Source organism: Paenibacillus brevis, assembly GCF_018919145.1.
GTDB lineage: Bacteria > Bacillota > Bacilli > Paenibacillales > Paenibacillaceae > Fontibacillus > Fontibacillus brevis.
In genome coordinates this window covers 23,971-48,214 of record NZ_JAHLQJ010000022.1, presented here as the reverse complement: position 1 = coordinate 48,214, position 24,244 = coordinate 23,971, and the positions used below count along the sequence as shown (strand labels likewise).

Genomic DNA, 24,244 nt, shown 5'->3' with positions numbered 1-24,244 from the left:
CCTTGTTTTGTGACGTTAATTACCAAACGTAGCAGACAACTTCGCCGCCAGCTTTCGCCTGACGAGCTTCCTTGTCCGTCATAACTCCCTTGGACGTGGAGACAATCGCGATTCCCAAACCGCCGAGTACACGAGGAACTTCGTTGCTCTTCGTATACACGCGAAGGCCAGGCTTACTGATTCTCTTAAGTCCAGTAATAACGCGCTCATTGTTCGGGCCGTATTTCAGGAAAATACGAATCAACCCTTGTTTGTTGTCATCGATATATTCTGCGTCGCGAATGAAACCTTCACGCTTCAGGATTTCAGCGATTTGCTTCTTAATCGTGGATGCAGGCAGTTCTACTGTTTCGTGGCGAACCGTGTTCGCGTTACGAATACGAGTAAGCATATCTGCAATAGGATCAGACATAGTCATTAGTGTAAACCTCCTTCCCGTTGTTGATGGATTACCAGCTTGCTTTTTTCACGCCAGGAATCTGGCCTTTATAAGCTAATTCACGGAAACAAATTCTGCAAATTTTGTACTTTTGCAATACCGAATGTGGACGACCGCAACGCTCGCAACGGGTGTAAGCCCGTACTTTGAATTTCGGAGTGCGTTGCTGTTTAACTTTCATCGAAGTTTTTGCCACTTAGCCTGACACCTCCTAAATAGTATCGGAGAAAAAATGATGCTTATTTCGCAAAAGGCATTCCGAGTCCGCTCAGCAGTTCGCGGGATTCTTCATCGGTTTTAGCCGTAGTTACGATAACGATATCCATACCGCGCACTTTATCAACCTTGTCATACTCGATTTCCGGGAAGATCAATTGTTCCTTCAAACCGAGTGTATAGTTGCCGCGGCCGTCAAATGCTTTCGTCGATACGCCTTGGAAGTCACGAACGCGTGGAAGCGTTACATTGAACAACTTGTCGAGGAAGTAATACATACGCTCACCGCGCAATGTTACTTTCACGCCAATTGGCATATTCTCACGAAGCTTGAAGCCTGCGATCGACTTCTTCGCACGAGTGATAACCGGCTTTTGACCAGAAATCAGCTGCATGTCGTTCACAGCGGAATCAAGTACCTTCGAGTTGGCAACAGCATCGCCAACACCCATGTTGATAACAACCTTCTCGACTTTAGGCACTTGCATTACAGTTGTATAGTTGAATTTTTGAATCAAAGCAGGTGTAACTTCGTTCAAAAAACGTTCTTTCAATCTTGCCATGAATCATGGACCTCCTTTCTTCTCGTTCCTGGATTAATCGATCACTTCTCCGGATCTCTTCGCAACACGAACTTTCTTGCCGTTGTCCAATACCTTGTAACCGATACGGGTTACTTTTCCGCTCTTAGGATCAACGTGCATAACGTTCGATACGTGAATCGGAGCTTCCTTTTCGATGATGCCGCCTTGCGGGTTGAGTTGGTTCGGCTTCTGGTGTTTTTTCACCATGTTCACACCTTCAACCAGCACACGATTTTCACGTGGATAAGCAGCGATAACGCGGCCCTTCTTGCCTTTGTCCTTACCGGAGATCACGATAACGTTATCGTCCTTCTTGACATGCAGCTTGTTGTTGTGGGATTCCAGAACTTTTTTCAATCTTGGCATTTCACTTACACCTCCTGTTTCGTCGGCTTATTAAACAATCCCCTTACGCTGGGGCGTATTAGATAACTTCCGGAGCCAAGGAAACGATTTTCATGAAATCTCTGTCGCGCAGTTCACGAGCAACAGGTCCGAAAATACGAGTACCGCGAGGGCTCTTGTCTTCTTTCACTACAACCGCTGCGTTCTCATCAAATGCAATGTAAGAACCGTCTTTACGGCGAACCGAACGCTTTGTGCGAACGACAACCGCTTTGACCACATCACCTTTTTTGACAACGCCCCCTGGTGTTGCTTGTTTCACAGAGCATACGATCAGGTCACCGATTTGAGCCGTGCGACGACCCGTACCGCCCAGAACACGAATACACATCAATTCCTTCGCGCCGGAGTTGTCTGCAACTTGCAAACGTGTAAATGGTTGAATCATGGAAAGTTCCTCCTTTCAGTCTAAGCTATCTTGCTATTAGATGATTACTGCCTTCTCAACGATTTCAACGAGTCTCCAACGCTTGTCTTTAGACAAAGGACGAGTCTCAGCAATCTTCACAGTATCACCGATTTGCGCAGTGTTGTTCTCATCATGCGCTTTGAATTTCTTCGTATACTTAATGCGTTTGTGGTACAGATCATGCTTCTTATAGGTTTCAACAGCAACGACGATTGTCTTATCCATCTTGTCGCTGACGACTTTACCAATTTGCACTTTACGGCTGTTGCGCTCTTCGCTCATGGTTAGCCTCCTTCCTGGACTTAGGCGCTTTGCTTCACGCTGCGCGCATTAATTAACTGATGATCCCAAGTTCTCTTTCACGTAATACGGTTTTAGCACGAGCTATTTCCTTACGCACATCGCGGATCCGAGTCGGGTTGTCAAGTTGGCCCGTAGCCAATTGAAAACGAAGGTTAAAGAGTTCTTCTTTAAAGCCTGCGACTTTTTGTTCAATCTCAGCAGTGGTTAAGTTGCGAAGTTCATTAGCTTTCATTTGCTTCACCACCCAATTCTTCACGTTTCACAAACTTCGTTTTGATCGGCAGTTTGTGGGCGGCAAGACGCATAGCTTCACGCGCGATTTCCTCCGATACACCGGCAAGTTCGAACATGATCTTACCAGGCTTCACAACTGCGACCCATTTTTCTACGTTACCTTTACCGCTACCCATCCGGACTTCAAGAGGCTTTTGAGTAATCGGCTTGTCAGGGAAAATCTTAATCCATACTTTACCGCCACGCTTGATGTAACGAGTCATCGCGATACGCGCTGCTTCGATTTGACGGTTCGTAATCCAAGTAGGTTCCAAAGCTTGCAAGCCGTATTCACCGAAGTTCAATTCAGTGCCGCCTTTAGCTTGGCCTTTCATATGACCGCGTTGTTGCTTGCGGTGTTTTACACGTTTAGGTACCAACATGATTAGTTGCCTCCTTCCTGAACAGCTTGTTGTTTCTTAGCCGTAGGAAGAACCTCTCCACGATAGATCCATACTTTTACGCCGATACGTCCATAAGTCGTATGAGCTTCTGCCGTACCGTAATCAATGTCGGCGCGGAGCGTATGAAGTGGAACAGTTCCTTCACTGTAGCCTTCTGTACGAGCAATTTCAGCACCGCCGAGACGACCGCTGACTGCTGTCTTAATCCCTTTTGCTCCCGAACGCATTGTTCTTTGAATCGCTTGTTTCAGTGCACGACGGAAAGAAACACGACGTTCCAGTTGTTGTGCAATGCTTTCTGCGACAAGAATCGCGTCAAGATCAGGGTGTTTGATTTCAGAGATATTGATGTGAACTTTTTTGCCGCCAGCGATCTTAGTGATCTCATTGCGGAGGTTTTCAACTTCCGAACCGCCTTTACCGATTACCATACCCGGCTTTGCAGTGTGGATAGTCACGTTCACGCGACTTGCTGCTCTCTCGATCTCAATACGAGATACAGCGGAGTCTTTCAATTTATTTTTCAAGTATTCACGGATTTTCACGTCTTCAAGCAGAAGATCACCAAAATCTTTGCCTGCGTACCATTTCGATTCCCAATCACGGATAATACCTACCCGTAATCCGACCGGATTTACCTTTTGGCCCACACGTTTTCCCTCCTTATTTTTCGGATACCACCAAAGTAATGTGGCTGGTGCGTTTGTTGATCCGGCTTGCACGTCCCATTGCACGAGGGCGGAAACGCTTCATTGTCGGACCTTGGTTTACGTAAGCTTGCGTAATAACCAATTTATTTACATCCATAGAATAGTTATGTTCAGCATTGGCAATCGCCGAGTTCAAAAGCTTCTCCACAATCGGGGAAGCCGCCTTTGGCGTATGGCGGAGAATCGCGATCGCGTCGCCAACTTGCTTACCGCGGATTAAATCGACAACGAGTTGAGCCTTACGCGGGGCGATGCGCACTTGATTTGCAGATGCTTTAGCTTCCATGTGTGTTACCTCCTCTCAAACGAAGAACTTATCGTTATTAGCGTCTCGTTTTCTTATCGTCGTCCGTATGACCTTTGTAGGTACGTGTTGGAGCGAACTCACCCAACTTGTGTCCAACCATATCCTCAGTCACATAAACCGGAACATGCTTGCGGCCGTCATATACACCGAACGTATGGCCAATGAATTGCGGGAAGATGGTGGAACGACGGGACCAGGTCTTGATCACGACCTTCTTGTTCGAAGCGTTCACTTCTTCCACTTTCTTGAGCAGGTATCCATCGATAAATGGTCCTTTTTTAAGACTGCGACTCATTTTTTTATCCTCCCTTCGTTACGCTGCTTGAATCCTTAGTTCATCCACTGCCGCGAAGTGATCCGCTAAGCGCGGATTACTTCGTGCGGCGGCGAACGATATATTTATCGGATGCTTTACCTTTTTTACGAGTCTTGTAACCAAGGGTCGGTTTGCCCCAAGGAGACAATGGAGATTTACGTCCGATCGGAGCGCGACCTTCACCACCACCGTGAGGGTGATCGTTAGGGTTCATGACGACACCGCGTACTTCAGGACGTTGTCCGAGCCAACGGTTACGTCCGGCTTTACCAATCTTGATGAGCTCGTGGTCGCCGTTGCCTACAGCACCGATGGTAGCGCGGCAAACTTTCAGGACTTTACGAACTTCGCCAGAGGAAAGGCGGATCGTTACATATTTCTCTTCTTTACCCAGCAACTGAGCTTCTGTGCCGGCTGCGCGAACCAACTGTCCACCCTTGCCAGGCTTCAACTCGATGTTGTGGATAACTGTACCTACAGGAATATTTTCAAGCGGCAATGCGTTACCGATCTTGATGTCGGAACCCACGCCAGACTCGATTACGTCGCCAACCTTCAAGCCCTTAGGCGCCAGGATGTAACGTTTTTCACCGTCGGCATAGTGGATCAAAGCGATATTGGAAGTCCGGTTCGGGTCATACTCGATCGTAGCAACGCGGCCTGGAATTCCATCTTTGTTCCGTTTGAAGTCGATGATACGGTATTTACGCTTATGTCCGCCGCCATGGTGACGAACCGTAATTTTACCTTGGTTGTTGCGGCCAGCTGTTTTGCTCAGCGGAGCCAGCAAAGATTTCTCCGGTTGATCCGTGGTGATGTCTTCGAATGTGGACACGGACATGCCGCGTCTTGCCGGAGATGTCGGTTTAAACTTTTTGATAGGCACTAGATTTCCCTCCTTACTTTAACGATTTTTATACCGATTCAAAAAACTCAAGCGGCTTGCTGCCTTCCGCCAAAGTAACGAACGCTTTCTTCCATTCCGGAGTATATCCGAAGTGACGTCCGTACCGTTTAGGCTTGGCAGGTACACGCAAGGTATTTACATTGCTCACTTTTACATTAAAGATCGCTTCTACAGCTTTCTTGATTTCGGTCTTATTAGCTTTGATGTCTACTTCGAACACATATTTCAAATCGTTCATGTAGTCAGCCGTACGTTCCGTAATCACCGGACGCTTGATAATATCACGAGGATCTTTCATTACGCGAGCACCTCCTCTACCTTCTGAACTGCTTCCTTCGTAATGATCAGCTTGTCGTGCGAGAGCACATCAAGAACATTAATGCCGTCAGCCGCTACGAATTTCACACCCGGAATGTTACGAGCGGAAAGCGCCACGTTATCATCATAAGAAGGAGCTACAACGAGAGCTTTACGATCAACCTTCAGGTTGTTCAAAATCGCTGCGAATTCTTTCGTCTTAGGAGCGCTCAGGGTCAATGCATCCAATACGATGATGTCCTGATCGATCACTTTTGCGGAAAGAGCCGATTTAATCGCCAAACGACGTACTTTCTTCGGCAATTTGTAGGAATAGCTGCGTGGAGTTGGTCCGAATACCACACCACCGCCTACCCATTGTGGAGAGCGGATGGAGCCTTGACGAGCACGACCCGTACCTTTTTGCTTCCAAGGTTTACGGCCGCCGCCACGAACTTCAGAGCGTCCTTTTACTTTATGGGTACCAAAACGCAGGGAAGCGCGCTGCATAACGACTGCTTCATGAAGAACATGAGTATTAGGTTCGATACCGAATACCGCGTCGTTCAGCTCAACTTCGCCAACTTGGCTACCACTAACATTAAATAGTGCTACTTTTGGCATTTGTTGTTCCTCCTTTCTTTCGTCAATTATTTCTTAATTGTTTGTCTTACTTTTACAAAGCTATTTTTAGGACCTGGGATCGAGCCTTTTACAAGCAGAACATTACGTTCCACATCGACTTTCACCACTTCAAGGTGTTGAATCGTAACCGTTTCACTACCCATGTGTCCTGGAAGGTGCTTGCCCTTCGGAACGCGGTTCGCTTGAATCGAACCCATGGAGCCCGGTCTGCGATGATAACGGGAACCGTGTGACATAGGGCCACGGCTTTGTCCCCAACGCTTGATGTTACCTTGGAATCCTTTACCCTTCGAAATACCTGTTACGTCAACAAATTCGCCTTCTGCAAAAATATCGACCTTGACCTCTTGGCCAACCTCGAATCCTGCCAGATCAACACCGCGAACTTCGCGAACGTAGCGCTTAGGAGCAGCACCAGCCTTTTTAGCATGGCCTACTTCAGGTTTGTTAGCTCTTGCTTCCTTCTTATCGGAGTAACCGAGCTGGATCGCTTCGTAGCCGTCATTCTCCAGGTCTTTCTTTTGAAGAACTACGTTGCCACTTGCTTCGATAACCGTTACAGGAACTACGTTCCCTTCCGGAGTAAACACTTGAGTCATTCCAAGTTTTTTCCCTAAGATACCTTTCATGTTGACACCTCTTTTCCTTTCCTATTCCATTACATAATGGGATTACAATTTGATTTCGATATCTACACCGGACGGCAGGTCCAAGCGCATCAAGGCATCCACAGTTTGTGGAGTCGGATTAACAATGTCGATCAGACGCTTATGAGTGCGTTGCTCGAATTGCTCCCGGGAATCCTTGTACTTGTGTACCGCGCGGAGAATAGTAATCACTTGCTTCTCAGTTGGCAGCGGAATCGGTCCGGAAACACCTGCACCCGAACGTTTTGCTGTTTCAACGATTTTCTCTGCGGATTGATCAAGAATTCTGTGGTCGTAAGCTTTCAAACGAATACGAATTTTTTGCTTTGCCATTTTAGTCCCTCCTTCTATCGCCCAATTTAGTATCGGACATACTCCGTGAAAATTTTCTGACCACCTTTCCCATGGCAAAGGGGCCGGGTGTGTCAGTAACCTCTCACATCATCGCACAGTCACAGAACAACATTCATTATTATATAGAAAAGCCCGGCCCATTGCAAGCAGAAATTATAAATTATTTATCCTCCATTTCTGCGTGACATATATATAGAAGAAAGATAATATCATAGCTCATTCAAATTGCTTATTCTGACGAAATTCGCTCGGAGACATGTGAAAATACTTTTTGAAAACACTTGAAAAATACGTGGAGTCCTCAAACCCTACAGCCTGACAAATATCCGTCATTTTCATATCGGTATTCCTGAGCAGCACCTGAGCCCGTTGAAGTTTCAGCTTGTTGACATACCCCGTAAAGGTCTCTCCCGTCTCCTTCTTGAAGAGTGTGCTGAAATAGCTCGGATTCAAATGAATATGCTCTGCCACCTGCTTGACTGAAAGTTCATCCATATAGTGCTGGCGGATATATTCACAGGCCTGCTCCATCGGATTCGTATTCCGGTTTAATGGTTGCTTCCATTGCTTCAGCCAGAGTACAAAGCTCTGATATTCCTCACCAAGCCACTCAGCCACCTGTAAGGAATTGCGAAGACCACGGACATGATCAAGCAATTCCGCCACCGGTTGGACAGGCTGCGGAGACAGGCTCAGGAGCGCCATAGCCTGATTCAGTGCCATGGCCTGATTAACCGCTCTGATTTTACTTTCTGCTGTAGGATGCTGCGATAGCTGACGGAGGGTTCCTGCAAAATAATCTTCGAGACGCCCTTCTTCTCCGGATACAATTAAATCCATAATCTCATTCTTGATATCTTGAGCTGCCTGATAGCCGTTGAGTTCTCCGGAAGAAGGCGATGGGGACCACCACCCCTTATCCTTGCCCTCGCCAACCCCCGTATAAGCTTCAAGTAAGGAATAGGCATTCGTACATTCTCCCAGAAAGACGCTGTCCATTTCAATGCCGAGAAATTCTCTCACTGCCTTCACCGATTGATCCCACCAAGCTTCGGGTAACCCATTCACTTCGGCCGACAGCACAAATCGATCAGCAGTCAGAACCAGAAGTTCTACCCGCACTCCCTCCTTGCAAGCAAGCTCCTGGATAATATTCAGAATTCCGTATTGAAGCAGATACATATCTTCTTGCCGGTAACGCTTCTCCTCGGGAAAATAGTCACGTACATCAACCAGCCACAGTTGCTGGCCTATGAACAACCGCTCATATCGGGCTGCAATCTCTTCGTTCATTTGAATTTTCAACAGAATAGAACGCAGCAGCAGCTCTCTCGCAGCTCTTTGCACCGTGCTTTTACTTTCAAGTCTGCCTGTAGCGGCACGAAGAACACGGGAAATATCCCCGTCAGTACATGGCTTCAGCAGAAAATCCATTGCCCCATAACGCAGCGCGGACTGAGCATAATGGAAATCCTGATAGCCCGTAATCATTACGAAGAGGGCATCGACTTGATGATCGTGAATCTTCCTTGCCAGCTCAATACCGCTCATTAATGGCATATGTATATCCATCAGCACCAGGTCCGGCTGCAGCTGGATGATCTTGCGCCAGCCTTCCTCGCCCGTCTCCGCCTCGCCGATCACCTGCCATTCCATAGACTTCTGCTGGATAAAAAATTTCAATCCCTCACGGAAATTGGGCTGATCCTCTACGATCAAAATCGTCCTCTTCATGCCTGCTCCTCCTTCCCCATGGGCAAGATATAGCTGATCAATGTACCACCATCAATTCGGCTGGCAAATTCAAGGCCGTATGAACCGCCATGAACAAGATGAATTCTCCGTTTCACATTCTGTACACCCAAATGTTCGTTCAGAATATCGTGAGAGGGATCCTGCAGCCTCTGCAGAAGCTCCGGCTCGATACCCTTCCCGTTATCCGCTATATCAATTCGCAGTATATTCCGTTCCAAATAAGCATGTATGCTTAGCTTTTTATTACCCGCATTCATTTTTCGCTCGAAGGCATGAACGAATATATTCTCGATTGTTGGCTGCAAAATGAGCCGTTGAATCGGACATTCGGCCGCTGCCTCTTCTACTTGAATAGTCAGTTCCAGTTCCGGATGAAACAGCTCCATCTGAATCGCAATATAGCTTTTGATCTGCTCCATTTCCTCATGCAGTGTACTAGGCAGCTCAATAGGCTTTAAAGAATACTGCAGAATGTTAGAGAGTGACTTGATAATATTGGCCGTATCCTTGACATTCTGCAAGTACAGCTTCCAATAGATTTCATTGAAGATATTGTACAGAAAATGCGGATTAAGCTGCGCCTGCAAGGTCCTTAGCTCCGCTTCCTTCTCACGCAATTGCTTCAACAGCACTTCATTGATCAAGGTATGAATATGATCGATCATGTCATTGAACGTTTCCCCCAGAAACGCCAGCTCGTCTTTGGTACGGACCTCGACTCTCGCATTCATCTGGCCATAACGGATTCTTCTCATACTGACTACCAGCTCCCTGAGCGGGCGGAGCAGCCTGGAACTGGCCATGGCCAGAAGCAGACTGGTGAGCAAGATACTGATAAGCCCTGACAATACAATTGTCTTGAAAATATCACTATTCCGCTTGTCCATCTCCCGCAGAGATAATCCGCTGACCAATTTGAAATTACCCGAGCTCGACTCCTTCTTCACAAATAAATAGTTCCCCTCTTCGGTAGCCCGGACCACCGACTCCGACTCCTCGTCAGCATATTGCAATGGAATCTCATCCAGCACCGGATCGAGCCGCTGCTGCCCGGTGAACAGCACGCGGTCCTTCTTATCCAGCAAATAAACCTTGCCGCTTTCTCCTTCCAGCTCCGCTGTCACTTCTGAGAAAAATCCTTCATCCAGCACCAACACCAGAGTACCGTAGGTTTCCTGCCAGGTGCTCTTCATCAGCCGTGCGGCAATGATCATCGTCCGGTATCCATCAGGATCCGCTGAACTGGCCAGCTTCATCCTGAACCAGGTCAAAGCCCCTCTCGTCCCTTCCAGTTCTTGATCAATGTAGCTGCGAGCCTCGGTGTCCAGCATAGACACGGCTCCGTAGTTGGCATTGTAGTAGCTATCACCCTGCAGATTATAAATAAACATGGCCCGGATATCCGGGGCATCCAGTTTGGCCTGGGAGACGACCTCATACAGAGATTGCAAGCCATGCACCTTATCCATGGGGCCGGTAGTACCCATCAATATCTCGACAACCGTGGGCTGAAACACGATGGATTGGGTTATCCGTTCCACCTCGTGAACGCTCTGATTGATTCTTTGCAGGCTTTGTTCGTTGGTTTTGAAAAATTGGTTTTTAATCTCCTCCTGAAACAAAGTCTGATTAGACCGGTAAATGATCAGACCTGAAATAGCAGAAGTGGCAATCACAATGAGCGAGAAGCTGCATATAAGCTTGACAATCAGGCTTCGGGTTGGGGAAAACGTTTTCAACAATATGTACCTCCCAAGCTGCTTAATCTATAACTATCTAATTTAAGCAAAAGTACTGCCAATTATATTTAAAGAGATGAGCGAATGAAAGGGGGTACCATAGAAGCAACCACAACGAAGGAGGTGAAATTCTAGCATGAGGAAATTGTTTAGAGGAGCTTTATTCCAAAAGAACATCCCGCTATACGTCATGTTTGCGCCAGTAATTGCATATTATCTGATTTTTCGATATTTGCCAATAGGTGGATTAGTCATTGCTTTTCAGAACTATAACTTCTTCGATGGCATCTTGCATAGTCCCTGGGTGGGGTTGAAGAACTTCCAGATGCTGTTCAGCACCGACAAGACGCTGCTCATCATCTGGAATACGCTGTGGCTTAGCTTCTTGAATTTGATCGTCGGGTTCCCTGTTCCGATTATTCTGGCCTTGCTGCTCAACAGCGTCAAGAAGATGTGGTACAAACGCCTGGTGCAGACGCTTGTATACCTGCCTCACTTTTTCTCCTGGGTTATTGTGGGGGGCATGGTTGTGACGATCTTCTCCCTGGAATCCGGATTTATCAACCAATGGATTACCCAGCACTATGGGGAGCCCTATCCATTTCTGTACCGCCATTTCTCTTGGGTATCCATCTTCGTCGGAGCCGGGATCTGGAAGGAGATGGGGTTCAGCACTATCATTTATCTGGCTGCACTGACATCCATCTCACCTTCTCTATACGAAGCAGCTTCCATCGATGGAGCGACGAAATGGCGACGAACCTGGCATGTTACCTTGCCCGGTATAAGGGGCACTATTATTCTGGTGTTGATTCTGTCTATGGGCAGAATTCTGGAGGTAGGCTTTGACCAGATTTATAACCTGCGGAACGCGATGGTCTCGCAAATCTCCGAGGTCATCAGCACGTATATTTTTTCAATGGGTATACAGGGCGGGCAGTTCAGTCTGACGGCAGCACTTGGATTCTTTGAATCCGTCGTAGCCTTCATCTTCATTCTTGGAGCTAACCTGATAGCCAAAAAATTCGATAACCATCTGTTCTGAGGTGAATTCAAAATTGAGCGAATCTAATGGAGACAAAATCTCAAGAATCATCATTTCCTTTATCCTGCTGCTGATTGCAATCTCTTGCTTAGCTCCCGTTCTCAACATCCTCTCCATTTCCCTAAGCGGGAAGCAGGCTGTCGAATCGGGTCGGGTACTCCTTTGGCCTGTAGATATAACTCTTCAGAGTTATGAAACATTGTTCAAAGGGACACGAATCTTAAGCGCTCTGGGTAACGGCCTCCTATTAACGATAGGCGGAGTGCTCCTGTCGATGGCTTTTACCATTTGTGCCGCTTACCCGCTTTCCAAGAAATATTTTTTCGGCAGACGGGTATTTACCCTGCTAATTCTCTTTACAATGGTATTTAGCGGAGGGTTGATTCCTACCTATCTGGTTGTCAAATCACTCGGATTGATTGATACATACTGGGCCATCTGGATGCCAGGTGTAATCAGCACCTTCAATATGCTCATTATGCGCTCGTATTTCGAGGGGATTTCCTCCGAGGTTGAAGATGCCGCCCGGATCGACGGCTGCAACGAATGGAAGCTGATGAGCAAGATCATTCTTCCGCTATCCATGCCGGTGATCGCTACCTTGCTGCTATTCTATGGGGTAGGCTACTGGAACTCTTTCATGAGTGTGTTGATTTACATCAACTCGACGCACAAATACACCATCACCGTTCTAATCCAGCAAATGATTCAGAGCCAATCGCTCCTAACCGAAGCGCTGGCCAACGATGTGACGGCCACCCAACTGATACCTGAAGGTATCAAATCAGCTGGTATCATTGTGCTCATCCTGCCCATGGTTCTTATCTATCCATTCCTGCAAAGATATTTTGTACAGGGCGTAATGTTGGGGTCTGTTAAAGGCTGATCCGATTATATAGTAGAGGAGAAATTTATTATGTTTCCATTTAATAAGCGAACCGCCATCCTGACCTGTGCCATGCTGACTCTCTTCACAGTTGCTACAGCGTGTGGTAAGGAAAGCCAAACCAGCGAAGGCTCTCCGTCGAAGAAGGGCTCCATCAGCGCCACCGTCTATGATCGCGGACTGATCCCAGCCTCCGAAGGTACGATGGAGGAGAACCGCTGGACGGAGTGGATTAATGAAAACAGTCCAACAAATGTGACCTTCGTAGCCGTTCCGCGCACAGAATCAAAGCAAAAGCTGAACACTCTTTTTGCATCTGGCAGCGCACCTGATCTAATCTTTGAATTCGATCCGAATATTAAGAATCCGCTTTATGATCAAAAGCAATTGATGCCTCTTGATGACATGATCAATGAATACAGTACCGTCTACAAAAAGCTGATTGAGGAGAATCCTATTCTCAAGCAGGCCGCCCTTAAATCGGATGGCAAAATGTATGAGTTCGGAAAGCTAAATGAAGCGATCCCGCAGAACATTGCGGTCATCCGGCAGGATTGGCTGGACAAGTTAAATCTGACCGCTCCCACAACAACTGAGGAGCTATATCAGGTGGCGAAGGCTTTTGCTGAGAAGGATCCCGACGGAAACGGCAAGAAGGACACGTATGGACTTAATATCGGAGCTGGTCTGTCCGATGTATTCGGCGGAGGCGGCTTAAATAATTCCTATATCGATGTGAATGGTGAACTGGTACGGCAATGGGATAATCACAAATACCATACGGCATTTGTTAAGCAGCTATTTGATGAGGGAATTATTGATAAAGACTTCATCACTGACAATAACGGAGCCAAAGCTCGCCAGGATTTCCTGAATGGTAAAACCGGCATCTATTTCACTCAGGCGAACACCAGCCTCTGGAACAGATTATGGGTTGCCGACTATGGAACGCTCAAAGCGAATGTACCTGATGCTGAGTTGGCTATTCTCCCGTACCCTTCCTCTCCGATTGGACAGTTTATTAACTGGATTAACAATCCCGTGCAAATGACGGCTGTCGTGAATCGATCCGCCAAGGATCCCAAAGCAATTATGGAATACATTGATTTTCTATCCACTCCAAGCACCGGTAGAACTCTGACCAGCGGATTAGAGGGCGTTCACTGGAATAACGCTGCTAATGGCTGTCCGAATGTCATCGACCCCGAGAAGAACAAGACGGAGACCGGCTATTTGGGGCAAGATTATAACATGATATTCTCCGTACCTGAAGGTGGCAAATGCTTTTTCATCGCAGGAACCTTTAATGTAGAGAATCCGGAAGAGAAGTTAGCCAAGGATATGTTCAAAGCCAATCTGGACATTTTCTATAGCATGATCGATCAAAAGGCAAATTGGCCCGGTCTGACTCACAGTGAGCACCTGCCAAGCGTGCCTCAGGAGCTGCTTGTAGATTTGCAAAATGCAGGGACCGAAATACCAAACATCTTTAAAAGCGCTATGGTTAGCGGCGCCAGCTACACCGTTGAACAGGCAATGGCAGATGCACAGGCAACCTGGGACAAATACAACGGCAAGAAGATCGATGAATTCTATCAAAAATGGTATAGCGACAACAAGGATCATATTCTGATGCCTGAAGATATCTTTAACATCGTCAATGACCAGAAGAAGCTTCAGGAAGAAATACTTAAATAGTCGCTTATACCAAATCGAATTAAAAAAGCACAACCCGCTTATAAAGGCGAGTTGTGCTTTTTATTGCAGGCTCTGAGAACCTTATTATTTGCTGATGGTAACAACGGCGCCAGATCCAACTGTACGTCCGCCTTCACGAATGGAGAAGCGAGTTCCCTCTTCGATCGCGATTGGGTTGATCAGTTGTACTGTAACTTCGATGTTGTCGCCAGGCATAACCATTTCAGTACCTTCAGGCAGGTTGATAACACCTGTTACGTCAGTTGTACGGAAATAGAATTGTGGACGGTAGCCCGTGAAGAAAGGCTTATGACGGCCACCTTCTTCTTTAGTCAATACGTATACTTGAGCGGAGAACTCAGTATGCGGATTAACGGAAGCTGGCTTAGCCAATACTTGACCGCGCTCGATTTGGTTACGGTCTACACCGCGGAGCAATGCGCCGATGTTGTCGCCCGCTTGAGCGGAATCGAGCAATTTACGGAACATTTCAACGCCTGTAACGACGGATTTCTTAGTTTCTTCCTTGATACCAACGATTTCGATTTCATCGCCGACTTTAACAGTACCGCGTTCTACACGACCAGTAGCAACTGTACCACGGCCAGTGATGGAGAACACGTCTTCGACAGGCATCAGGAACGGTTTGTCCACTGGACGCTCTGGAAGAGGAATGTACTCGTCGATGATTTCGAACATTTCAACGATTTTCTTAGCCCAATCGCCATCAGGGTTTTGAAGAGCTTCACGAGCGGAACCGTGGATGATTGGAGTGTCATCACCAGGGAACTCATATTCGTTAAGCAGGTCGCGAACTTCCATTTCAACGAGTTCGATCAGTTCAGCGTCTTCAACCATGTCGCATTTGTTCAAGAATACAACGATGTAAGGAACGCCTACGTTACGGGACAACAGGATGTGCTCGCGAGTTTGCGGCATTGGGCCGTCAGCTGCGGATACAACCAGGATTGCGCCGTCCATTTGAGCAGCACCCGTGATCATGTTTTTAACATAGTCGGCGTGTCCTGGGCAGTCAACGTGTGCATAGTGACGGTTAGCGGATTCGTATTCTACGTGGGAAGTAGAAATTGTGATACCGCGTTCGCGTTCTTCTGGAGCTTTGTCGATTTGGTCGAATGCGATAGCAGCACCGCCGTAAGTTTTAGACAATACAGTCGTAATGGCTGCAGTCAGAGTAGTTTTACCATGGTCAACGTGACCGATTGTACCGATGTTAACATGCGGTTTTGTACGTTCGTATTTAGCCTTTGCCATTTTAAACATTTCCTCCTTAAAATATGGATTGTTATGTTGGACTAACCAGGGAGCCGGAGCCCCTTAAGAAGATCAAGCCCCCGGTCAGCAGATACTAATATTATTCTCCGCCTTTGTGCTTGGACACAATTTCCTCGGCGATGGTTCTAGGAACTTCTTCATAGTGAGACAGCTCCATCGAGAATACGCCGCGTCCTTGTGTACCGGAGCGCAGAGTCGTCGAGTAACCGAACATTTCGGAGAGAGGCACCTTCGCACGGATAATTTGAGCGCCACCACGGGAATCCATACCTTCGATCCGTCCACGGCGGGAGTTCAGCATACCCATAACGTCACCCATGTACTCCTCGGGAACCGTTACTTCAACCTTCATGATCGGCTCAAGCAATACAGCTTGGCACTTTTCCTTAGCAGCTTTAAGCGCCATGGAACCGGCAATCTTAAACGCCATTTCACTGGAGTCAACGTCATGGTAGGAACCATCAACGATGGTCGCCTTAACGTCTACCAATGGGAAGCCTGCAAGGACACCGTTCTTCATTGCTTCTTCGATACCTTGTTGTGCAGGAGCAATATACTCTCTTGGTACGGAACCGCCGACGATCTTACTTTCGAACTGGTTGCCGCTTCCTGCTTCCAATGGTTCAAATTCAACCCATACGTGACCGTATTGACCACGACCACCGGATTGACGCACGAATTTACCTTCAACGCGTGCAGGAGCCTTGAACGTTTCACGATAAGCAACCTGAGGTTTACCTACATTTGTCTCAACCTTGAATTCACGGCGCATACGGTCGATGATGATATCCAGGTGAAGCTCACCCATACCTGCAAGGATCGTCTGGCCAGTTTCTTCATCCGTATGAGCACGAAGCGTAGGATCTTCTTCAGTCAGCTTGCCGAGGGCAACGCCCATTTTGTCCTGGTCAGCTTTTGTCTTAGGTTCAACTGCGATTTCGATAACCGGATCAGGGAAGTTCATGGATTCGAGAATAACCGGAGCCTTCTCATCACACAGTGTATCACCTGTTCCCGTATCTTTCAAACCTACAGCTGCTGCGATATCGCCCGAATAAACTTCGGTGATTTCTTTACGGCTGTTGGCGTGCATTTGCAGAATACGTCCGATCCGCTCACGCTTGCCTTTTGTTGCATTCAGCACATACGAACCGGATTGCAAAATACCGGAGTACACGCGGAAGAACGTCAGCTTACCCACGTAAGGGTCAGTCATAATCTTAAATGCAAGCGCGGAGAATGGCTCTTCATCAGAGGAATGACGCTCAATTTCGGAACCATCTTCCAGATGACCCTTGATGCTTGGAATGTCGATTGGAGCCGGCAGATAATCTACAACAGCGTCCAATACAAGCTGGATCCCTTTATTACGGTAAGAAGAACCACAGACTACAGGGAAGATCTTAACATCTACTACACCTTTACGAAGGGCTGCTTTCAGTTCACTAACAGTGATTTCTTCACCTTCAAGGTATTTCATTGTTAATTCTTCGTCAAGCTCTGCAACCTTTTCTACCAGCTCCGCACGAAGTTCTTCAACCTTCGCTTGGTACTCGGCAGGAATTTCGGTTTCTTCGATGTTTTGACCCAAGTCGTCTTTGTACATATACGCTTTTTGCTCAACAATGTCGATAATACCGACAAAGTCGCTTTCCGCACCGATCGGCAGTTGGATTGCAACTGCGTTCGCTTGCAGACGCTCGCGCATATCATTGACAACGTTCAGGTAGTCCGCACCGATGATATCCATTTTATTTACATAAGCGATCCGAGGAACGCTATATTTGTCAGCCTGTCTCCAAACAGTCTCTGACTGAGGCTCAACGCCTTCCTTCGCACTGAAAACGCCTACTGCCCCGTCCAATACACGTAGGGAACGTTCAACTTCTACAGTGAAGTCAACGTGCCCCGGGGTATCGATGATATTTACGCGGTGACCCTTCCAGGAAGCGGTAGTAGCAGCGGATGTAATTGTAATCCCGCGCTCCTGCTCTTGCTCCATCCAGTCCATTGTTGCAGCACCCTCGTGAACTTCCCCGATTTTGTGCGTAATGCCTGTATAGAACAAAATACGTTCCGTTGTAGTTGTCTTACCGGCGTCAATATGCGCCATGATCCCGATGTTACGTGTATTTTTCAAGGAGAACTCTCTTGTCATGAATTAGTCTCCCTTCAAAATATTTTAATAAGTTGATCCGAATCCTACCAGCGGTAGTGTGCGAACGCTTTGTTCGCTTCGGCCATTTTGTGCGTATCTTCGCGTTTCTTAACAGAAGCGCCTGTGTTGTTGGATGCATCGATGATCTCAGCAGCCAAACGCTCTTCCATCGTCTTCTCACCGCGGTTGCGGGAGTAGTTCACGAGCCAACGTAATCCCAAGGATGTACGTCTTTCCGGTTTTACTTCGATAGGCACTTGGTAGTTGGCACCGCCCACACGACGAGCCTTAACTTCCAATACAGGCATGATATTTTTCAAAGCTGCTTCAAATACTTCCATAGGGTCATTCCCAGTACGTTCTTGAATCAGGTTGAACGCATTATACAGAATGCTTTGAGCAACTCCACGTTTACCGTCGAGCATGATGCGGTTGATCAGACGAGTAACAAGCTTGCTGTTATACACCGGATCTGGCAACACATCTCTCTTCGTAACTGGACCTTTGCGTGGCATAGTTATCCCCCTTTCAGTAATAATCCAAACCTTGTTCGGTTCAATAAACTAATGTTGGCATTAGCTTAGGATTTTATTTCTTGGCTTTAGGACGCTTAGCACCGTATTTCGAACGAGCTTGCATACGGTTGTTAACGCCTGCTGTATCAAGTGCTCCGCGTACGATATGATAACGTACCCCTGGAAGGTCCTTGACCCGGCCACCGCGAATCAATACAACGCTGTGCTCTTGCAGGTTATGACCGATACCTGGAATGTAAGCCGTCACCTCTACACGGTTCGTCAAGCGAACACGGGCATATTTACGAAGTGCGGAGTTCGGTTTCTTAGGAGTCATTGTACCTACACGTGTGCACACACCGCGTTTTTGCGGGGAGCTCAGATCAGTAGCCTCACGCTTCAAGGCGTTAAAACCTCTTTGCAATGCTGGCGACTTGGATTTGTACACTTTGTCTTGACGTCCTTTACGGACGAGCTGGTTAATTGTTGGCATGTTGTTGCCACCCCCTTCCTCAATATTCATGTTTCCTTATAAACCACTTTTTTAAGCCCACAGACCCAGGCGGTTCATAAAAGAACAAATGAAAAGTTTTTGCCAGAGGGATAGACCCCTTGCTGCAAAAACAGTTCTTTAAACTATGGTTTTACGATTGCCGCCATTGCCGCTCCGACCTCAATCCCGCAAGCCTTGCCGAGATTGTGCATCGTATCCACCAGCGTCAGCTTGACGCCTCGCTGATTACAAAGCGCAATGATCTTCGATGTCAGGCGCGGATCTGCATCTTCTGCTACATATACTTCTTCGGCGAGACCAAGCTCGACCATTCGCATCGTCTGCTTAGTGCCGATCTTGATATGAGCATCCTGTAGTCCTTTATCATTAGACATACGCATTGTCCTCCAAAGCACAGGGTACACCCGAACTCACGCACTTTGATATATTATCACTCCGGATAGGCGATGTCAAGATATAATTGAATCTCTTCTACACAATCAGAAGTATCAACGTCGCGATAGCCATTGTCCCATAGACGAGCTTGTTCATTCGGAATACTCTCGCCGCTCCGAGCCCTTCGAATGGATATACCGGAAGCAGTTTATATATCAATAAAATACTGCCTAGCCGATACAGGTATGAGGTGAACTCCAAATCCGTCCACACCCACTTGGACAGGGCAACGGTCAGGAGCAGATAAATCCAGCCCAGGACGGCACCACCGCCCAAGATCCACCGAAACCTGGAGGTATTCTCGTATTTCTCGGGAATCCAATTGCCTTGCATAGGAAAGGCTGCGCCGAGAAGCGGCACTAGCAAGGGAATTAGAAATCCGCAGTTTGTCAGACGAAAGTTCCATCGGTGCTCCGAGACCAACCCAATCCGGGTAAAAAGAAGCTCTCCTATCAGTAATGCCCCATAAGCGAGCAAGAACCAGCCCAGATGAAGCTGCCTGTTTAGCAATAACGCTGTGCAAACCATGATCAGATTTAGAAGTATGTAAGCGGCGATCTGCAATACGCTGGAGTCTGCCTTTTTCTTGACCGGTACCGTCTTTGCAGCCAAATATAAATCCATGCCATAAGCAAAAGCTGTCGGCGAAGATTTTAACACGGACACTAGCCCTCTTACTCCTGACAATCTCCGCAATTCCATATAGGTGACTCTCGCAAACCCGTTTTTCTCAAGCGCTCGCCAGGATCCAGTATTTTCATCCTTCACTTGCGCCGTGATAAAGGTACAGCCCAGTTCCCAAAATCGTTTTGTTGCTGCTTTGTACAACTGGCTTGCTATTCCTCTTCCCCTACAGGCAGGATCAACAAATCCGGCACTGAAGTCGCCAATCAACACCCCTTGCTCCCCTTTTAGAAGCTTCAAGATAACAGCACCGATAATCTTTTCTCCTTCGACCGCAACTATAGCTTCTTTAGGCGGCGATATGAATAGGCTCTCTAAGCTGCTGAAGGCTTGTCTGCCTAATCGCTGAACAGTCTTGGCTTCATCTTCCCTCATGATCCGGATCTGCGTTGCTGATTTATTCTCTGAAAGGGTTATTGACAATGTCATGACTTCACTCCTCCTTGATCAATAATTCACATGATCCCATCTATTAATTCTGCTTAGAAAAGCATATTCCTCTTTGAGCCTGGCCATTCCAGATAACAATGCTCCCTATTGCTGAAATTCCATATAAAAAAAGCCGGCATAGCACTGACTCAAGTCAGGCTATGCCGGCTATATTCTGTTACCTACTCGACGGACACAGGTTCCAGATTCTCTTCATTTGTCTCCTGATCCTCTGGACCTTCGAATTGAACGCTGCGATAGCGGTTCATACCCGTACCCGCAGGGATCAACTTACCAATAATGACGTTCTCTTTAAGGCCGAGCAGTTTATCCACTTTGCCTTTGATTGCGGCATCGGTAAGCACGCGTGTCGTTTCCTGGAAGGAAGCGGCGGAGAGGAAGGAATCTGTCTCGAGCGAAGCTTTGGTAATCCCGAGCAATACCGGTTTGGCCACAGCAGGCTCTTGTCCGGACAGAATCGCATCCTTGTTAGCAACTTCATATTCATACAGATCGACGAAGGATCCCGGCAGAAGCGGCGTGTCCCCAGCATCGACGATACGGATTTTACGCAGCATTTGCCGTACCATAACTTCGATATGCTTGTCGTTGATTTCTACGCCCTGGTTCCGGTATACGCGCTGAACTTCCTGGAGGATGTAGTTCTGCACGCCGCGGATGCCCTTGATGCGCAAAATTTCTTTCGGGTCAATAGAACCGTCAGTGAGCTCGTCGCCCGCTTCGATTTCCTGTCCTTCGCTTACGCGCAGGCGGGAACCATAGGTAACGGAGTACACCTTCGTCTCCGCTTCGCCTTGAACCTCGATTTCGCGACGGTCCTTCGCTTCACGGATTTCCTTAATGACGCCGTCGATTTCACTGATTGTGGCTTGACCCTTCGGGTTCCGGGCTTCAAAGAGCTCCTGAATCCGCGGCAAACCTTGAGTGATATCGTCTCCGGCAACGCCCCCGGTATGGAACGTACGCATTGTAAGCTGGGTTCCCGGCTCCCCGATGGATTGCGCTGCGATGATACCGACAGCTTCACCAATCTCAACGTGCTTGCCGGTAGCCAGGTTGCGGCCGTAGCATTTCTTACATACCCCGTGACGAGCACGGCAGCTAAGCACAGAACGGATTTGCAGTTTTGCGATACCAGCATCGACAATTTCATGCGCTTTGTCGGAGTCGATCAGTTCATTGCGGTGAATTATGATTTCACCTGTCTTCGGATGCTTGATCGTTTCAAAGGAATAACGTCCTTCGATACGGTCGTACAGATCCTCGATAACCTCTTTGCCGTCTTGGATAACGCTGACGGTGAAGCCTTTATCCGTTCCGCAATCCTCTTCACGAACGATCACGTCTTGCGCTACGTCAACGAGACGGCGAGTCAAGTAACCCGAGTCCGCAGTCCGGAGCGCCGTATCGGCAAGACCCTTCCGGGCACCGTGCGTCGATAGGAAGTACTCGAGGACGGTAAGTCCTTCACGGAAGTTCGATTTGATCGGGAGCTCGATGATCCGGCCGGATGGGTTCGCCATCAGACCGCGCATACCGCCCAGCTGGGTGATCTGCGATTTGTTACCCCGTGCCTTGGAATCCACCATGAGCATGATGGAGTTGTATCTATCCATTGATTTCATGAGCACTTCGGTAATTTGATCCTTCGCTTTAGACCAGATATCGATAACACGGTCATAACGTTCTTCATTCGTGATCAGACCGCGACGGTATTGAGTCGTAATAACTTGAACCTTCTCATCAGACTGGCGCAGAATCTCTTGCTTCTCGTCAGGAACGATAACGTCAGATACGGCGATACTAACGCCGGCACGTGTCGAATACGTGAAGCCGGTTTGTTTGATTCTGTCGAGAATAACGGAAGTCTCGGTTGTATGGTAGATCTCGAAGCAACGTCCGATAATCTCGCCGAGGTATTCTTTACCCACGCCGCCAGCTTGCGGAGCATCCATAATGCGCTCGGCAACATTAGCGCCTTTGCCATGAATAAAGTATTTATCCGGAGTACCTTGGAACAGGTTAACCCGGGTAGGTTCATTGATGTACGGGAAGCTTGCCGGGAAGATTTCGTTGAAGATAATTTTCCCTACCGTTGTAATCAAGAGTGCTTCCTGTTGTTCCGGAGTAAAGCCCGTCTTGTTAAGAGCCTTGGCCGGAATAGCCACCCGAGCATGCAGCGATGCCGTTCCGCGTTGGTATGCGGAGAAGGCTTCGTTCACAGAGCCCAGGATCATGCCTGCGCCAAGAGCGTCCTTGTTATCCATCGTCAGGTAGTAAGATCCAAGAACCATATCCTGTGAAGGAGTAACGACCGGTTTGCCGTCCTTCGGATTCAGAATGTTACCCGATGCCAGCATCAGGATACGCGCCTCAGCCTGGGCCTCAGCGGACAACGGTACGTGCACGGCCATCTGGTCACCGTCGAAGTCGGCGTTATAAGCCGTACATACGAGCGGATGCAGACGGATGGCGCGGCCTTCAACCAGAATCGGTTCGAACGCCTGAATACCAAGTCTGTGCAACGTAGGGGCACGGTTCAGAAGCACCGGATGCTCCTTGATGACTTCCTCGAGCACATCCCATACCTCTGGGCTGACGCGTTCCACTTTGCGCTTCGCGCTCTTAATGTTATGGGCAAGGCCTTTATTGACCAATTCTTTCATAACGAATGGCTTGAACAATTCAAGCGCCATTTCCTTAGGCAGACCGCATTGATACATTTTCAGGTAAGGACCTACGACGATAACGGAACGACCGGAATAGTCGACCCGTTTACCGAGCAGGTTCTGCCGGAAGCGGCCTTGCTTACCCTTCAGCATATGGCTGAGGGATTTCAGCGGACGGTTGCCTGGACCCGTTACCGGACGACCGCGGCGGCCGTTATCGATCAGGGCATCTACAGCTTCCTGAAGCATCCGCTTTTCATTCTGTACGATAATGTCTGGCGCACCAAGATCCAGCAGGCGCTTCAAACGGTTGTTCCGGTTGATTACGCGGCGATACAGGTCATTCAGGTCAGATGTCGCAAAACGTCCGCCATCCAGCTGTACCATCGGACGCAATTCCGGCGGAATAACAGGCAATACGTCAAGGATCATCCACTCCGGCTCATTGCCGGAGCTCTTGAAAGCTTCGATAACCTCAAGACGTTTAATCGCACGGTTACGGCGTTGGCCTTGCGCCGTGCGCAGTTCTTCCTTCAGGAAGTCCAGTTCCTTGTCGATATCGAGATCCTGAAGCAGCTTCTTCACAGCTTCAGCACCCATACCGGCCTGGAACCCGTATCCGTACTTTTCACGATAACTGCGATATTCCTTCTCGGACAGAAGCTGTTTTTTCTCCAGCGGAGTCTCGCCTGGATCAGTTACTACATAAGATGCAAAGTAAATGATCTCTTCCAGGGAGCGCGGAGACATATCCAGCGCCAAGCCCATCCGGCTCGGAATACCTTTGAAATACCAAATATGAGATACCGGAGCAGCCAGTTCGATATGGCCCATGCGCTCACGGCGCACCTTTGCTCTGGTTACTTCGACGCCGCAGCGGTCGCAGACAACGCCTTTATAACGGACACGCTTATATTTACCGCAATGACATTCCCAGTCTTTTGTCGGGCCAAAAATCTTTTCACAGAACAGGCCTTCTTTTTCTGGCTTCAATGTACGGTAGTTGATCGTTTCCGGTTTCTTCACTTCTCCGCGGGACCAAGAACGAATTTTATCTGGGGAAGCAAGCCCGATTTTCATATACTCGAAGTTGTTGACATCCAACAAGGAGCATCCCTCCTTAACCAAGTCCTGATATTGACACTATCCGGCAATATTCGTTGTTCGGGCGGTGCCTGGGACAC

General features: G+C 48.0%; 28 protein-coding genes. 3 read left to right on the top strand and 25 right to left on the bottom strand.

From position 1 onward, the window contains the following. Positions 1-19: 19 nt before the first annotated feature. From rpsH to KQJ23_RS20135, 18 genes are all read right to left on the bottom strand, one after another. Positions 20-418, bottom strand: coding sequence for a 30S ribosomal protein S8 (gene rpsH / locus KQJ23_RS20220; RefSeq protein ID WP_044482511.1), 399 nt, complete (start codon positions 416-418; stop codon positions 20-22). Between the two features lie 31 nt (positions 419-449). Beyond that, positions 450-635 carry a type Z 30S ribosomal protein S14 gene (locus tag KQJ23_RS20215; protein WP_009226651.1) on the bottom strand — a complete coding sequence of 62 codons (186 nt, stop codon included), beginning with the start codon at positions 633-635 and terminating at the stop codon, positions 450-452. Between the two features lie 43 nt (positions 636-678). Continuing rightward, a complete protein-coding gene (rplE, locus tag KQJ23_RS20210) occupies positions 679-1,218 on the bottom strand; it encodes a 50S ribosomal protein L5 (RefSeq protein ID WP_212943446.1) in 540 nt (179 codons plus the stop codon). A gap of 33 nt (positions 1,219-1,251) precedes the next feature. Then, a complete protein-coding gene (gene rplX / locus KQJ23_RS20205; protein ID WP_081671875.1) occupies positions 1,252-1,605 on the bottom strand; it encodes a 50S ribosomal protein L24 in 354 nt (117 codons plus the stop codon). A 58-nt stretch (positions 1,606-1,663) separates the two neighbouring features. Then, positions 1,664-2,032 (bottom strand): 50S ribosomal protein L14, encoded by a 369-nt coding sequence (gene rplN, locus KQJ23_RS20200; protein WP_044482513.1) that lies wholly within the window; start codon positions 2,030-2,032, stop codon positions 1,664-1,666. 36 nt (positions 2,033-2,068) lie between these two features. After that, positions 2,069-2,335, bottom strand: a complete 267-nt coding sequence (gene rpsQ, locus KQJ23_RS20195; RefSeq protein WP_044482514.1) for a 30S ribosomal protein S17 — start codon at positions 2,333-2,335, stop codon at positions 2,069-2,071. Between the two features lie 52 nt (positions 2,336-2,387). Beyond that, on the bottom strand, positions 2,388-2,588 hold the full coding sequence (rpmC, locus tag KQJ23_RS20190) for a 50S ribosomal protein L29 (RefSeq protein WP_044482515.1): 201 nt from the start codon (positions 2,586-2,588) through the stop codon (positions 2,388-2,390). Continuing rightward, positions 2,578-3,012 carry a 50S ribosomal protein L16 gene (gene rplP / locus KQJ23_RS20185; RefSeq protein WP_216480753.1) on the bottom strand — a complete coding sequence of 145 codons (435 nt, stop codon included), beginning with the start codon at positions 3,010-3,012 and terminating at the stop codon, positions 2,578-2,580. The genes rpmC and rplP overlap by 11 nt, the downstream gene beginning before the upstream one ends. A 2-nt stretch (positions 3,013-3,014) precedes the next feature. Further along, positions 3,015-3,683: a 30S ribosomal protein S3 gene (gene rpsC, locus KQJ23_RS20180; RefSeq protein WP_044482517.1), complete on the bottom strand. Its 669-nt coding sequence runs from the start codon at positions 3,681-3,683 to the stop codon at positions 3,015-3,017. A 13-nt stretch (positions 3,684-3,696) separates the two neighbouring features. Beyond that, positions 3,697-4,029, bottom strand: a complete 333-nt coding sequence (rplV, locus tag KQJ23_RS20175) for a 50S ribosomal protein L22 (protein WP_216480752.1) — start codon at positions 4,027-4,029, stop codon at positions 3,697-3,699. Between the two features lie 37 nt (positions 4,030-4,066). Then, complete coding sequence (rpsS, locus tag KQJ23_RS20170) at positions 4,067-4,345, bottom strand: 30S ribosomal protein S19 (RefSeq protein WP_044482519.1); 279 nt, start codon at positions 4,343-4,345, stop codon at positions 4,067-4,069. 76 nt (positions 4,346-4,421) lie between these two features. Continuing rightward, positions 4,422-5,252, bottom strand: a complete 831-nt coding sequence (gene rplB, locus KQJ23_RS20165) for a 50S ribosomal protein L2 (RefSeq protein ID WP_216480751.1) — start codon at positions 5,250-5,252, stop codon at positions 4,422-4,424. A gap of 28 nt (positions 5,253-5,280) precedes the next feature. Continuing rightward, on the bottom strand, positions 5,281-5,571 hold the full coding sequence (gene rplW / locus KQJ23_RS20160; protein WP_216480750.1) for a 50S ribosomal protein L23: 291 nt from the start codon (positions 5,569-5,571) through the stop codon (positions 5,281-5,283). Beyond that, entirely contained in the window at positions 5,571-6,194 is a 624-nt protein-coding gene (rplD, locus tag KQJ23_RS20155) for a 50S ribosomal protein L4 (RefSeq protein WP_216480749.1), read from the bottom strand. The genes rplW and rplD overlap by 1 nt, the downstream gene beginning before the upstream one ends. Positions 6,195-6,220: 26 nt before the next feature. After that, positions 6,221-6,844 carry a 50S ribosomal protein L3 gene (gene rplC, locus KQJ23_RS20150; protein WP_216480748.1) on the bottom strand — a complete coding sequence of 208 codons (624 nt, stop codon included), beginning with the start codon at positions 6,842-6,844 and terminating at the stop codon, positions 6,221-6,223. Positions 6,845-6,886: 42 nt separating this feature from the next. Further along, positions 6,887-7,195, bottom strand: a complete 309-nt coding sequence (gene rpsJ, locus KQJ23_RS20145) for a 30S ribosomal protein S10 (protein WP_009226637.1) — start codon at positions 7,193-7,195, stop codon at positions 6,887-6,889. Between the two features lie 237 nt (positions 7,196-7,432). Beyond that, positions 7,433-8,950: a response regulator transcription factor gene (locus KQJ23_RS20140; RefSeq protein ID WP_216480747.1), complete on the bottom strand. Its 1,518-nt coding sequence runs from the start codon at positions 8,948-8,950 to the stop codon at positions 7,433-7,435. Beyond that, a complete protein-coding gene (locus tag KQJ23_RS20135; protein ID WP_216480746.1) occupies positions 8,947-10,710 on the bottom strand; it encodes a cache domain-containing sensor histidine kinase in 1,764 nt (587 codons plus the stop codon). Before KQJ23_RS20135 ends, KQJ23_RS20140 begins: the two co-directional genes overlap by 4 nt. A gap of 136 nt (positions 10,711-10,846) precedes the next feature. Between KQJ23_RS20135 and KQJ23_RS20130 the strand changes: the two genes are divergently transcribed. From KQJ23_RS20130 to KQJ23_RS20120, 3 genes are all read left to right on the top strand, one after another. Then, positions 10,847-11,755: an ABC transporter permease gene (locus KQJ23_RS20130; RefSeq protein WP_216480745.1), complete on the top strand. Its 909-nt coding sequence runs from the start codon at positions 10,847-10,849 to the stop codon at positions 11,753-11,755. Positions 11,756-12,029: 274 nt separating this feature from the next. Beyond that, complete coding sequence (locus tag KQJ23_RS20125) at positions 12,030-12,641, top strand: carbohydrate ABC transporter permease (protein WP_346779434.1); 612 nt, start codon at positions 12,030-12,032, stop codon at positions 12,639-12,641. 30 nt (positions 12,642-12,671) lie between these two features. After that, positions 12,672-14,339: an extracellular solute-binding protein gene (locus tag KQJ23_RS20120; protein ID WP_216480743.1), complete on the top strand. Its 1,668-nt coding sequence runs from the start codon at positions 12,672-12,674 to the stop codon at positions 14,337-14,339. Positions 14,340-14,423: 84 nt separating this feature from the next. Here KQJ23_RS20120 and tuf read toward each other — a convergent pair whose 3' ends face one another. The 7 genes from tuf to rpoC form a co-directional block, all read right to left on the bottom strand. Beyond that, positions 14,424-15,614, bottom strand: coding sequence for an elongation factor Tu (tuf, locus tag KQJ23_RS20115; protein WP_216480742.1), 1,191 nt, complete (start codon positions 15,612-15,614; stop codon positions 14,424-14,426). Positions 15,615-15,714: 100 nt separating this feature from the next. Continuing rightward, the gene (fusA, locus tag KQJ23_RS20110; RefSeq protein ID WP_216480741.1) at positions 15,715-17,793 is read right to left on the bottom strand and encodes an elongation factor G; all 2,079 of its coding nucleotides are present in this window, start codon (positions 17,791-17,793) and stop codon (positions 15,715-15,717) included. Positions 17,794-17,837: 44 nt separating this feature from the next. Then, positions 17,838-18,308, bottom strand: a complete 471-nt coding sequence (gene rpsG / locus KQJ23_RS20105) for a 30S ribosomal protein S7 (protein WP_044482526.1) — start codon at positions 18,306-18,308, stop codon at positions 17,838-17,840. Between the two features lie 73 nt (positions 18,309-18,381). After that, a complete protein-coding gene (gene rpsL, locus KQJ23_RS20100; protein WP_009226633.1) occupies positions 18,382-18,801 on the bottom strand; it encodes a 30S ribosomal protein S12 in 420 nt (139 codons plus the stop codon). Positions 18,802-18,944: 143 nt separating this feature from the next. After that, entirely contained in the window at positions 18,945-19,196 is a 252-nt protein-coding gene (locus KQJ23_RS20095) for a ribosomal L7Ae/L30e/S12e/Gadd45 family protein (RefSeq protein ID WP_212943434.1), read from the bottom strand. Between the two features lie 97 nt (positions 19,197-19,293). Next, positions 19,294-20,370: a GNAT family N-acetyltransferase gene (locus KQJ23_RS20090; RefSeq protein ID WP_216480740.1), complete on the bottom strand. Its 1,077-nt coding sequence runs from the start codon at positions 20,368-20,370 to the stop codon at positions 19,294-19,296. A gap of 182 nt (positions 20,371-20,552) precedes the next feature. Further along, entirely contained in the window at positions 20,553-24,167 is a 3,615-nt protein-coding gene (gene rpoC / locus KQJ23_RS20085; RefSeq protein WP_216480739.1) for a DNA-directed RNA polymerase subunit beta', read from the bottom strand. Positions 24,168-24,244: the final 77 nt, after the last annotated feature.